The sequence below is a fragment of the Bacillus sp. EB106-02-03-XG38 genome (assembly GCF_058792175.1).
In genome coordinates this window covers 690,646-702,979 of sequence record NZ_JBYTED010000002.1, presented here as the reverse complement: position 1 = coordinate 702,979, position 12,334 = coordinate 690,646, and the positions used below count along the sequence as shown (strand labels likewise).

At 36.2% G+C, this 12,334-nt stretch carries 13 protein-coding genes and 1 pseudogene; 7 read left to right on the top strand and 7 right to left on the bottom strand.

Annotated elements, in window-relative coordinates; genetic code table 11:
• Nucleotides 1–30: 30 nt before the first annotated feature.
• From AC3WTI_RS13005 to AC3WTI_RS12985, 5 genes and pseudogenes are all read right to left on the bottom strand, one after another.
• Complete coding sequence (locus AC3WTI_RS13005; protein WP_087957599.1) at nucleotides 31–336, bottom strand: hypothetical protein; 306 nt, start codon at nucleotides 334–336, stop codon at nucleotides 31–33.
• Between the two features lie 56 nt (nucleotides 337–392).
• The gene (locus tag AC3WTI_RS13000) at nucleotides 393–1,583 is read right to left on the bottom strand and encodes an MFS transporter (protein WP_087957600.1); all 1,191 of its coding nucleotides are present in this window, start codon (nucleotides 1,581–1,583) and stop codon (nucleotides 393–395) included.
• A gap of 70 nt (nucleotides 1,584–1,653) precedes the next feature.
• Nucleotides 1,654–2,334, bottom strand: a complete 681-nt coding sequence (locus AC3WTI_RS12995) for a FadR/GntR family transcriptional regulator (RefSeq protein WP_087957601.1) — start codon at nucleotides 2,332–2,334, stop codon at nucleotides 1,654–1,656.
• A gap of 161 nt (nucleotides 2,335–2,495) precedes the next feature.
• Nucleotides 2,496–3,488, bottom strand: coding sequence for a zinc-dependent alcohol dehydrogenase family protein (locus AC3WTI_RS12990; protein WP_142305816.1), 993 nt, complete (start codon nucleotides 3,486–3,488; stop codon nucleotides 2,496–2,498).
• Nucleotides 3,489–3,815: 327 nt separating this feature from the next.
• Nucleotides 3,816–4,000 (bottom strand): annotated as a pseudogene (locus AC3WTI_RS12985) (hypothetical protein).
• 103 nt (nucleotides 4,001–4,103) lie between these two features.
• Between AC3WTI_RS12985 and AC3WTI_RS12980 the strand changes: the two are divergent.
• The 4 genes from AC3WTI_RS12980 (at nucleotide 4,104) to AC3WTI_RS12965 (ending at nucleotide 7,055) form a co-directional block, all read left to right on the top strand.
• The gene (locus AC3WTI_RS12980) at nucleotides 4,104–5,321 is read left to right on the top strand and encodes a sensor histidine kinase (protein ID WP_087957603.1); all 1,218 of its coding nucleotides are present in this window, start codon (nucleotides 4,104–4,106) and stop codon (nucleotides 5,319–5,321) included.
• A complete protein-coding gene (locus tag AC3WTI_RS12975) occupies nucleotides 5,311–5,955 on the top strand; it encodes a response regulator (RefSeq protein WP_000876838.1) in 645 nt (214 codons plus the stop codon). Before AC3WTI_RS12980 ends, AC3WTI_RS12975 begins: the two co-directional genes overlap by 11 nt.
• Nucleotides 5,956–6,114: 159 nt before the next feature.
• Nucleotides 6,115–6,549, top strand: a complete 435-nt coding sequence (locus AC3WTI_RS12970; RefSeq protein ID WP_087957604.1) for a hypothetical protein — start codon at nucleotides 6,115–6,117, stop codon at nucleotides 6,547–6,549.
• 107 nt (nucleotides 6,550–6,656) lie between these two features.
• Nucleotides 6,657–7,055 (top strand): hypothetical protein, encoded by a 399-nt coding sequence (locus AC3WTI_RS12965; protein WP_087957605.1) that lies wholly within the window; start codon nucleotides 6,657–6,659, stop codon nucleotides 7,053–7,055.
• 65 nt (nucleotides 7,056–7,120) lie between these two features.
• Here AC3WTI_RS12965 and AC3WTI_RS12960 read toward each other — a convergent pair whose 3' ends face one another.
• Nucleotides 7,121–7,261, bottom strand: coding sequence for a YflJ family protein (locus AC3WTI_RS12960; protein ID WP_000273536.1), 141 nt, complete (start codon nucleotides 7,259–7,261; stop codon nucleotides 7,121–7,123).
• Between the two features lie 154 nt (nucleotides 7,262–7,415).
• Between AC3WTI_RS12960 and AC3WTI_RS12955 the strand changes: the two genes are divergently transcribed.
• Complete coding sequence (locus AC3WTI_RS12955) at nucleotides 7,416–7,778, top strand: hypothetical protein (RefSeq protein ID WP_087957606.1); 363 nt, start codon at nucleotides 7,416–7,418, stop codon at nucleotides 7,776–7,778.
• 26 nt (nucleotides 7,779–7,804) lie between these two features.
• Here the strand turns inward: AC3WTI_RS12955 and AC3WTI_RS12950 are convergent, their stop codons facing one another.
• The gene (locus AC3WTI_RS12950) at nucleotides 7,805–7,990 is read right to left on the bottom strand and encodes a YhzD family protein (RefSeq protein WP_000539551.1); all 186 of its coding nucleotides are present in this window, start codon (nucleotides 7,988–7,990) and stop codon (nucleotides 7,805–7,807) included.
• Nucleotides 7,991–8,158: 168 nt separating this feature from the next.
• Between AC3WTI_RS12950 and AC3WTI_RS12945 the strand changes: the two genes are divergently transcribed.
• Both AC3WTI_RS12945 and AC3WTI_RS12940 read left to right on the top strand, forming a co-directional pair.
• Entirely contained in the window at nucleotides 8,159–9,400 is a 1,242-nt protein-coding gene (locus tag AC3WTI_RS12945; RefSeq protein WP_142305818.1) for a metallophosphoesterase family protein, read from the top strand.
• Nucleotides 9,397–12,321, top strand: coding sequence for an ATP-binding protein (locus tag AC3WTI_RS12940; protein WP_097840724.1), 2,925 nt, complete (start codon nucleotides 9,397–9,399; stop codon nucleotides 12,319–12,321). The genes AC3WTI_RS12945 and AC3WTI_RS12940 overlap by 4 nt, the downstream gene beginning before the upstream one ends.
• Nucleotides 12,322–12,334 lie beyond the last annotated feature (13 nt).

The following is a 12,334-nucleotide window of genomic DNA, read 5'->3' as shown; positions in this document are numbered from 1 at the left end:
ATACTATGTACTGTCCCGCTTATTTTTTGATTAGGAAAAGTTGTTTCCTGTCTTGCTATAAATTTCATAGGCGAAAAATCCAAATAAATAGCCTATGCCAGCTCCTAAACTAACGGAAAGCAGTGAGAAATCGGGGAAAAACATGCCGAAAATCAAACCGATTATACAGCCGACAAGCATTCCTATAGGTATGAAACTGTCTAATAAGTTTTGAGCTTCTTTTGATTTTTTCTTTCCTAATGTTTCTTCGTTATATTTACGTTCCATTCTCTTCATTACAAATACTACAATTCCACCAACTATTACAATAGGTGCGAGTGCCGAAATGAACCACATGTTAGAAGCTCCTTTCGTTTTTTAACTAAATTATACCATATATTAACATTTTTGATTTAAGCAGAGATAAGATCTTTCGCTTCACTTTTTCTTTTGTTCATAATTAAAGTTAATAGGAATAAAACGAAGCTTAAAAGTGCCATTATAATAAAAACTTGCGTATAACTATTAAAATAATCACGAGCGATTCCTGCTAGGACAGGAATGAATCCGCCCATAATATATCCTCCTGACTGCATCATAGCAGTCCATGCACTCGCATCTTCTGAAGTTTTTGTTTCATATAGCGGTAGCATAAGAGCGAGTGGAAATACACCGCCGAGCCCGATACCTAGTAAAATCGAAGGAATCCATGGTGTAGTTAATGGGTAAATCATAAGCGATAAACCTATGAGTACAAAGCATATGCTCCCTAATAACCAAAGTGCTCTGTTTTTATAATTATCCGCTAATGTCGGAATTAAAAAGCTACATATCATTTGAATCACTGTAAAAACAGTTATAAGAGTACCCGCTTGCTCGCTACTCACACCCATACTTTGATTTGCCGGCGCAAGCCAAGTCGTAATAGAGTAAAAGATTCCTGATTGTAGCCCGAAAAAGATTGTGAACACCCATGCTTTTTTATTTCTTAAAGGCAAGCCATTATTCTTTTTATTTTGTGTACGCGTATTCTTTTTTCGTTTCATAACTGGATACCAAAACATAATAGCGATAATAGTTAGTACACCCCAAAAAGCGAGTGCCATATTCCAAGATCCTTTTAACACATGTTGTAAAGGAATCGTTAACCCTGCACTTAAAGAAGCACCAGTTCCCATACCTACTGAGTATATGCCAATCATTAAGCCGATTTTCGTAGGGAATTTCTCTTTAATAAAACCTGATAGTAACGGACCTGCAAGTGCAATTCCAATACCGATAAATAAAGCACTCACGAATAATGTGGAAATAGAAAAGGTAAAAGCCCTCATACATGTTGCCAAGCCGATTAAAATAAGACAAGCCATAATTGATTTTTCTGCCCCATATTTTTTAATTACCTTTCCAGTCAGTAAGGCGAATGTCCCCATACAAAAAACAGGAATAGCTGTTAAAAAACTAACGGAAAAATTGCTTATATTTAAGTCTTGTCGGATTGTTTCTAATACAGGTGAAATTGATGTAATTCCGATACGCAAATTAATAGAAACAAAAAATAGTGCTAGTATATACAAATAAGTTCGTTTTTGATGTTTCAATTTCATTTTCTCCTCTCATAAACATCAGATGTTATTCAGTATATCATCTGATGTTTAAATGTAATAGATAAGGAGCTTATTTCAGCTCCAAATTTTGAACGGCGTATGTTCGTGCCTCTTCGGCATTTTGTTTTAAAATAGCTTGGAATAACTTTTCATGAATGTCTGAGTTATCTTCATAGTCCACTGTATTTAATATGAATTGGCTTAAAATGTGGCGAAGGGCAGGTACGAAAGATTGATACAAATCAAGTAGAACTTCGTTTTTGCTCGCCTTTGCAATGGCTAGATGAAACTGAATGTCTGCATCTATGTATGCTACATAATTTCCTTCTTGAAGGGCATTTTTTCTTTTACTCAAATGTCCTTTTAAGTATAAAAGATCCTCGTCACTTCGGCGATGTGCCGCTAACATTGCTACTTCTTTATCTAACATATTTCGTGCTTCATACACATGATGTATATTAGCTGCTTGCAGTCGTTTTTCAAATGAATCTTGCGTTGTATTGAGTGAAACAATACGAGTACCTTGTCCTTGGCGAACTTCTAATATGCCGGCATGTACTAATATTTTTATGCTCTCTCGCAATGTTGAACGTCCAACTCCTAACTCTTCCATTAATTGCGGCTCTGTAGGGAGGCGATCACCAACTTCATACTCGCCAGAAAAGATTTTCTCTTGTAGACGTTCCAGCACTTCATCGACTAATTTCCGCCGAGAAACTTTTGAAAAAGATTTCTTTTCGATCATATTCATCTGCTCATCTCCTGTTATATTCGTTTTTATGATAACCAATTTAAGTGCTGTTGACAATGTTATTTTTTAGGTAGTTGAAGCCAGGATACTAAAGTAGGGTTTATTAGACATAAAAAAATCTATTTTGAGAAAATCAATCAAAATAGATTTTTCAACTGCATTTAATAACTCGTCAAAAATACTTTCCCCTTCGTTTTCTCAGCAGACTGCACAACATCAACCGCCGTTTTCACATCCGCTAAATCATATGTAGAATGGACTTTCATAAAACGTAATTGCTTATTTTCTAATAAGCGAATTAAGTGACGAAACGTTTCTTGCCATTTATATGGTGATACCTCTTTATTCCAATGTCGTAAATGAAATATGTTCGCGTGCACTTTTGCTTTCGTGACAATCTCTGCCCAGTTCACTTGTATTCCTGATAGAAGACCGATTGTTAAAAAGTGCCCGTTTGGACGTAAGGAGAAAGCTAATGCATTTCCATCCGGTCCTCCGATAGAATCAATCGCAGCATCCGCGCCGAGCCCGTTCGTTAATTCCATAACGGTTTCATAAAGCGGGGCAGTGGAAGTATCAATTACATATGCAGCACCAAGGCGCAGTAACTCTTCTGTATGCTTATTATTTCTTGTAACAGCAATTAATCGGAAGTTTAAAATTTGTGATAACTGCGCGAAAAGATGACCAATAGCGGACCCACAAGCGTTCACTAATAAAACGTCATTACGCTGTAAGTTTAACGTTTCTGTACAAGTAACCCACGCCGTAAGAGGATTAATATACATTTGTGCCGCTGTAAAATCATCGATGGAATCCGGAATAGGGACTACAAAATCAGCCGATGTCTTCACATACTCCTGCCAAGTACCTTCTCCGCGTAACGGTAAAACACGTTTACCGATAAGGTCTCTCGTAACGCCTGCACCTACATCTTCTACAATACCAACACCTTCATAACCAGGTATGTTAGGTAATGAGATTCTATGAGCGTACGCTCCGGTAATTGGAATTAAGTCAGATGGATTAATCGGCCTAACTAACATACGAACGAAAACTTCATTATCTTTTAATGGTTCTATATCTTTATATTCAACTTGTAATACATCTTTTGGGTTACCAAACTTGTGAAATTGAATGTGTTTTCCGTGCAAGATAAAAGTGCCCCCTTAGTTTGATTGGGTTTATTATAGCATTTTTGGTTGGAGTGATTATTTCGTTATCAAAAAATAAACGGGAACAGAAATTCGTCGTTTATCTATTTGATGAAATCGATTTCTCCTGAATATATAGTAATATAAGAAAAAGACGCCCTTGTGAGCGTCTTTTTCTAACTTGAGATAGATGCATTATTATTGTTTTACTAGGTTACATAGTTCTCGTATAAAGTTTTCTCACACAAATGATCTGTGTATCAATTTGTTTTTGATATACAGATCATTTGTATGATAATTATTATAGATAATTGCTGAATGATAACCTTACATGAATGCTTTTAAAAGTTCTTGAACTAATGGAATTACTCCACCTACAAATTTTAAAACTGCCATTGCGATTTCCATATGAGTGCCTCCTTTTTTAATGGTAAGATGCAATAAATCTTTATACACTTATTATAGTAAGCGCTTACAATTATATCAATGCATTTCGATATGCAATATTTCATATTTATATTCTGTAATGGGGATGGGAAAAAGCCCCTCTAATTAAAGTTTCACTTTATCAAAATGTAAGCTGCATCTTGTATAATATAATGGTGGAGGTCGAATATGAAAAAAATGAATTCAAATATAGACGTGGATACAAATGTATTGGAAGCGGTATTTATTCCAAGAAGGTTTATTGTTTTATGGATTACACTCGTATATATAGCTTCAATGCTTTTAGAATTTCGTAATAATATTCTCTCAATGGATAGTTTCTTCTTCACAATAATTATTGTTATTCATACTATCTTTCATTGGTATGCAAGTTCATTAAAGAATAGACAATTGTTGTATTTCTTTTTTGTACAACTCTTCATTGTGTTTCTTGCTGCATTTATTGTACCAAATGGTTCAATAGCTATTTTTGTTGGATTAACGCCTATTTTAATTGCCCAAAGTTTATATGTTTATAACAATATATTTAAAGTAATGGCGGTTTTTACTTTCATGTATGCCATATTTTGTACTGCGATTAGTATGAATTATGGTGTGAATAAAGTAGCTATTCTTATCTCTATGTTCCTTTTAGTACTAGCAATTATTATTCCTTTTTCTTATATTAATAAGCAGCAATATGATGCACGTAATCGTATACAGAGCTACATTCAAGAGTTAGAGTCTGCATATATGAGAGTAGAAGAATTGACATTAGCTAATGAAAGGCAGCGAATGGCAAGGGATTTACATGATACGTTAGCGCAAGGTGTAGCGAGCTTAATTATGCAATTGGAAGCAATAGACGCCCATATGCAAAAAGGGAATACAGGGCGATCTCAAGAGATTATGAAACAAACTATGATAAGAGCGAGACAAACTTTACATGACGCAAGGCTGGTTATTGATGATTTGCGTCATACTACTAATTCATTTAATAAAGCTGTAGAGGAAGAAGTTCAACGTTTTTCTGAGGCTACGTCTATACATGTGAGATTTACTATTCAAAGCCCCCCGCATATTTCAAGATTAGTAAAGGAACATTGTTTATATGTAATTAGTGAATGTTTAACGAATATCGCAAAACATTCGCAGGCAACAGATGTACATTTGAAAGTTGAATATAGCGATAACCTTGAAAAACTTACTATTGAAGTTGAAGATAATGGAATTGGTTTTGACACTGGATATATCGGTAAGAATCCTGGACATTACGGCTTAATTGGCTTAAATGAGCGAGTTCGATTGATTAATGGAGAAATATATATATTGAGTGAAAAGATGAAGGGTACGAAAGTGTGTATTCAAGTACCTATCAATAATGAAGGAGATAGCGATGAAGTATAACGTATTAATTGTGGATGATCATTTCGTTGTAAGAGAAGGTCTGAAATTAATAATAGAAACGAGTGATTCATTTCAAATTATAGGTGAGGCTGCAAACGGAGAAGAAGCCCTTTCTTTCATAGAAAAAAAGAAACCTGATGTTATTTTAATGGATTTAAATATGCCTAAAATGAGTGGTTTAGAAACAATTGAGGCTTTAAATAAAAAACAAAATCATACGCCGATTATTATATTAACTACTTATAACGAAGATGAATTAATGTTAAAGGGAATTGAGCTAGGAGCAAAAGGATATTTGCTAAAAGATACGGATCGTGAGAATTTGTTTCGAACATTGGAAGCGGCTATTCGAGGTGAGATTTTACTACAACCCAATATTATGGAAAAAATAGTGAATTATAAAAGGAAAGAAGTATATGCTGATAAGGTTGAAGAAAATAACTTAACAGAAAAAGAATTGTTTGTGTTGAAAGCTATTGCGCGTGGAAATAAGAATAAAGAAATTGCATTCGATATGGGAATAGCTGAGCGAACAGTAAAAGCGTATTTAACAAATATATACAATAAATTAGGTGTTAATTCAAGGTCAGAAGCAGTAGCTGTATCTATTGAAAGGAAGTTAATTCATTTTTAAAACATTATATATGCCCAATCGTACATTATAGGCTTGCCCTTTTGTACGATTTTTTTATTATTTTCTCATGTTATGCTTTAGAAAGTATGAGAGATTTAAGGACGCTCTAATTGCATTACACAGACGTTTTTAATGTGGGAAAGGAAGAAGAATACTTAAATGGCAACTTTGTTTTTAATTTCTGTAGTAATTTTGTTTATTTGGCTGCAAAGTAAACAAACAAAATTAAACTGGATACATATTATTACTTTTCTCCTGATGATAGGGATTATTACTTATACGGCGCCGCAACCAATGACTAGAGATTTACAAGCAGAGTTATTGGCAGTTACGCTTTTTTCTTTCGCTATTGGTGTTTGGCAAGGTGGAGGAATTACAGTTTGTTATGAGGATGGAGTTTTATATATTACAAATGGAAAACAGTATTCCATTTCATGGATTCTTTTAATAATCGGCAACATAATTATTATTAACACATTTGAAGGTGGATTTACATTTAATGGATTGTGGATTATTTTGTGTAGCGTTGTCATTGCATCTGGGGTGAAGAATAGTATTCTATGTATTCTATACAAATTAACAGTGCGAAATTGAATGAAAAAATAATATTTTTTTATATTGATATATAAATTAGTGTTGTAAGTTCATCAAAAGATTGTAGTCGATAAAAACGAGAAGGAAGAATGGGGGAGTTAGCGTAGATGTTTCTACCTATTACTATATTTGATAGGTTTATTTGGCTGGGGAATGTTGCTTCCTCTTCAGAAAAGATTAACAGGAATCTGGCGTTTTCGAGGGCTGAAGAAAGTAATGTTAATTTGTGTAAAAAGAAATGTATAGGTTCAATTCATAATATGCATCAAAAAATCACAATAGCTTCTGTAGAATATGGTCATAATTTTGTGTTGGGTCGTGCAGAACCACATTCAACAATTGTCATAACAAGTGGTAATATGTATGTTGGAAGCGGACGGGTTAATAAGTATGGGAAATTTAAAGTATGTACGAATGATTATCTAGAAAGAGATTTGGTAATAGAGATTCAGTTGATAATGGGTGGTTTTTATCAAGAGAGTATAATGGTAAAGATAGAACGTTAAGATAGGATTATTTCTTTTTTTCCACTATATAAAAAGGAAGCAACCAAAGTTGCTTCCTACATCTATTAAGCCGAAGCCTTCTTCATTCTCTCAAGTAAACTAGATAACACATGCGTACGATATGATTCTAGTTTTTTACCTTCATAAGTACGAATACCTAATTTTTTAAGTTCTTTTACATACCAACCTTTGCTTCCGAAATACATGTGATCGCTCCCCTTCAACTTTGTTTTTATTTGTTCTGATTGTACTTGGAGGTACAGGTAATATAATGAAGGAAATGAATTTCGCGCGAAAATGGTTAACTTTGTTGCAAAAGACATATATACTAAAGGTAGTATATAACGAGGTGGGCAAGACGTGATTATAGAGAAGCACGAAATTCAAATTGACCAAATTACGAGTGGTAAAGTGAATATCTTTACTTTCTACAGAAATAGAAAGCAAATTGATGATCATTTTTTACGATTGCAAGAACCATCGCTTACAGCAAACTACTTCTTCCATTTTCATTTTGATGCAGAGAGCTTGCATCTACTGCAGAAAGAGTTTCCAAGCGTATATCCGTACAACGGTAGTGAAACGATTCACGACTGGACGGAAAAGATGAAAGCAGAATTGCAACATCAGATCCAAACAGGAAAATGGAATAAGCGCGTACGTATCGGTAATCGCATTCTAGATGTGGTGTTTACGTGGTGTGACGAAGATATAGTAGAGTGAAAAAGAAGCGGATGACGCTTCTTTTTTTAGCGCTGGAATAAAACGAGCTTACCTGCAGAAGATGTGCAGCGATGTGTTTTTTCATACAATCCTTTTTCTTGTAAAATAGATTCACCTTTTGCTTTCGCTTCTTTTTCAGTTGCCGCCTCGAATGATTCGTCTAATGCTTTTGAACCATCTTTTTCAAAGACTGTTAGAACGTATACTCCCATGAAAATTCCCTCCAATAATAAAAATCAGAATCTTATAACTATTTTGGCATAAATCACTAGAATATGCAAAGAAATATATGACATTGCGTGTTAAAATAAAGGGGAAGTTTTATGGACACTAGATTTACTATTCGTAGTAAAGTACGGAAAAAGAAAGGATCGTTATTTGTGAAACAAGTGAAGTTTATACATGCGGCTGATTTGCATTTGGATAGTCCGTTTAAAGGGATGGAGATGAATGTACCGCAGTCTGTTTGGGAGAGAATGAAGCAGAGTACGTTTGAATCGTTCGAGCGTATTGTTGATAAAGCGATTCAAGAGCGCGTTGATTTCGTATTACTAGCCGGGGATTTGTATGATGCGGAGACGAGAAGTTTGAGAGCGCAAGTGTTTGTGCGCGAGCAAATGAAGAGACTGTCGCAGTACGATATCCCTGTTTTTATTATTCACGGTAACCACGATCATTTAGGGGGAAGCTGGGCAGCAATTGAATTTCCGGAAAATGTTCATGTGTTTACGGAGCCTTATGTAGAAGAGAAATCATTTTATAAAAATGGTGAGCTAGTAGCTTCTATTTACGGGTTTAGTTATTTGCAGCAAGCGGTAACGGATAATATGACAGCCCAGTATACGAAAATGAGTGATGCGCCTTTTCATATTGGCATGCTTCACGGAAGTGTGGAAGGAGATGCAGAGCATAATCGCTATGCACCGTTTCAAATTCGTGAGCTGAAAGAAAAGCAGTTTGATTATTGGGCTCTTGGCCATATACATAAAAGTGAAATTTTATCAGAAGAGCCGTGCATTATTTATCCAGGTAATATACAAGGACGTCATCGTAAGGAAACGGGCGAGAAGGGTGCGTACCTTATTGAACTTACGAAACAAGGTTCGCACTGTTCATTTTTCCATACGGCGGATGTTGTGTGGGATGAGATGGAAGTGAGTATTGATGGACTTGAAACTGTTGATGAACTTATGACTGTTATATCAAGTGCGATGAATGAGTTCCGAAGAGAAGAGGAAGGGACGCTTTTAACTGTCGTATTTACAGGTCAGGGGCCACTTTCTCCTTATTTACGTGATGAAAAACGTGTGGAAGAAATTTTTCATATTTTAGCAGCTAGCGAAGAGCGAAAAGATTTCGTATACGCGATGAAGTGGAAAAATGAGACGGTTTCTTTTGCGGAAATCGAGCGTTTGAAAGAGGAAAATCATTTCGTTGGTAACGTGCTAAAAGAGTTAGAAGCTTTCACCAATATGGACGGCGTGTTGCGCAGTATTTGGACATCTCCTGTAGCGCGTAATAGTATTGAATCTTTTACAGAAGAAGAGAAGAAAGAGATTCAAAAGGAAGCAGAAAATATTATTTTAGAGCAATTATTCCAGCAAGAGAGGGATAAGAAATGAGAATTGAAAAACTCCATATTTATGGGTACGGAAAATTAGAAAATGTGGAAATGGATCTGTCAATGCTGACTGTTTTATACGGTGAAAATGAGGCGGGGAAATCGACAATTCGCTCATTTATGAAAAGTATTTTATTCGGTTTTCCGACGAGAGGACAGCGCCGTTATGAGCCGAAAGAAGGCGGCAAGTATGGCGGTGCGATGACTGTGGAAACAGAGAAGTACGGCCGTTTGAAAATTGAACGATTGCCAAAGACGGCAGCTGGCGAGGTGACCGTTTATTTTGAAGACGGGAAAACGGGCGGCGAAGAAATTTTACACGATATATTAAGCGGGATGAATGAAAGTTTATTTGAATCTGTTTTTTCATTTGATATGCACGGCCTTCAAAACATTCATCAGCTTGGTGAAGCGGATATCGGAAATTATTTATTTTCAGCAAGTGCAGTCGGAAGTGATGCGTTATTACAGCTAGATAAAAAGATAGAAAAAGAAATGGATCAGCGCTTTAAACCAAGCGGGCGTAAACCTGAAATTAACGTGTCACTGCAAGAGATGAAGAAACTTGAAGAGAAGATGAAAGAGTGGCAAGGGAAAATTGGCACGTATGAAAAGCAAGTGGATCAGCTAAAAGAAAGTGAAGAGAAGCTAGCTACTGTTCGCGTTGAAAAAGAGAGTGCAGAAAAGCGAAAGCAAGATTATGAAATATTAGCAGCACTTGAACCTCTCGTTATTGAAAAGCGTGCACACGAGAAAGTGTTAGAAAACGAGAGCGGGCAATTTCCTGTAAACGGGATTGCGCGTTATGAAGCGATTAAGGCGAAGATGGAGCCGCTTCAATTACAAGTTGATTCGCTCTATAAAAAAATAGAGAATGTGCAATCGGAAATAGAATCGATTCAAATAGATGAAGCGTTTTTACAAAAAGAAAGTTATGTAGAAGAACTTCGAATGCAGCACATGTCTTATGAAAATGCACGCCAAGAAATGCGTGATCTGACAGGAACAATTACGAATATAAAAGAAGAACTGGCAGAACTAGAGCAACAAATTGGTGCTACTTTTGAAAAAGAAACAGTTCTTTCGTTTGATATGAGTTTGGCAACGAAAGAGTTAATTACGCAAGCAGTACAAAAGGCGCGTGAATTAGAAACGCAAAAAGCACAGCTTGATGATCGTTTTAAAGTAGCGCAGGAGCAATTAGAAGAACAAGAAGAGAATATAAGACAGATTAAGAAACAAATGTTAGCGGATGAAGAGCGAAGTGCATTAGCTGAGAAAGAGAAATCGTTCCAAGATGCGGCGTTTATCGGTATGGGCGCAGAGAGAATGAAGCGCAAGTATGAGGAAAAAGCAGGCGCGGCTATGCAAAAGAAAAAACAGTGGCAAAGAGTTTGTCTTCTGTTACTTCTTATTAACACAGTCGTTTTATTCACAAGCTTATTTATAGACAATCGCCCGCTCTTATTTATTAGTGTCATTATTTTTGTAGGGATTGTTCTTGCCCTTGTTTTATATAAAGATCCGTCAAGCGGGTTACAAGAAGAGCTTCTTACTCTTCAGCAAAGTGCTGGCGGGAGACAAAGTGAAGAAGCGATGTCTGTGCGCTATGAGTTAGAAAAAGATGAAGAGATACGTAAACTATTTGAGCGCGAGTCGTATAAGTTGCAGCAAATGGAGCGAGCGTATGATAAAGTCGTTTCATCCTATGAGGAATGGGAACGAGAAACGTTCCGCATTAGTGAACAAGTAAATGTGTATAAAATGCGCTATACGTTCCCTGAATTTTATACGTATGCACACATCTTACCGGCGTTTGAGCGTATGGAAAAAATGCAGCAATTATATCGTGAGTTAGAGAAACAAGGTGCTCGGAAATCTTCATTATATGAAATGATTTCGCATTTTGAACATAAACTAGAAACTGTTATCGGTAGTGCAGAGTATAGTAAGCTCCACGAGGCGCAAAGCCGTATGCAAAATGAGAAAGAAAAACGCCAAACTTGTAAGCAGTTAAAAGAGAAGCTAGCGGAATGGCAAGAGGAATATGAGTTCATGCAAGAGCAATTGAAACAACTGTTAGTAGAACGAGATAGTTTATGGCATATCGCGCATTCTACAGATGAAGAGATGTTTTTAGAAGCAGGTAAACTGGCAGAAAAACGTGAAGATGCTGAGAAACAAGTAGGGCGTTTATTACCGCAAATTGATTTGTTAGAACAGCGTTTAACGAGTTTGTCATTAGCTGAACATTATGAGGCTGACGGTTATGATGAAAAATTAAAGCAAGAAATGACAACTGCGCAAAACTGTCTTACAAAGGAAAAAGAACTGACAGAGCGCATTGCGAAGCATCGTATGGAAATTGCGAATTTAGAAGAAGGAAGTACGTATGGTGATTTACTGCATGAGTGGGAAATGAAAAAAGCGCAAGTGCGTGAACAAGTGAAGAAGTGGGCTGCGTATGCGGCCGCAAAGACAGTGTTAACGAAAACGAAGCAATATTATCATGAAGTACATCTTCCTCGTATTTTACAAAAATCAGAAGAGTACTTTGTCTATTTAACAGGCGGACGATATAGTAAAATCTTTTCACCGTCAGAGGCGGAGCCGTTCATGGTGGAACGTAACGATGGTATGCGTTTTTACAGTCATGAGTTAAGCCAAGCGACAGCGGAGCAGTTATATTTATCGCTGAGATTTGCGTTAGCGAAAACATTTGAGCATGATTATCCGTTCATTATTGATGATAGTTTCGTGCATTTTGATGCGGTAAGGACAAATCGTACGATTGAACTCATAAAGGAAATTGCACAAGATAGGCAAGTCATCTTCTTTACATGCCATGCGCATTTACTAACGTATTTTACAGAAAAACAGATTATAAAATTAGTGCGTAAGCGTAAAGAAAATGAGTTGTAGTGTGCTATACTAA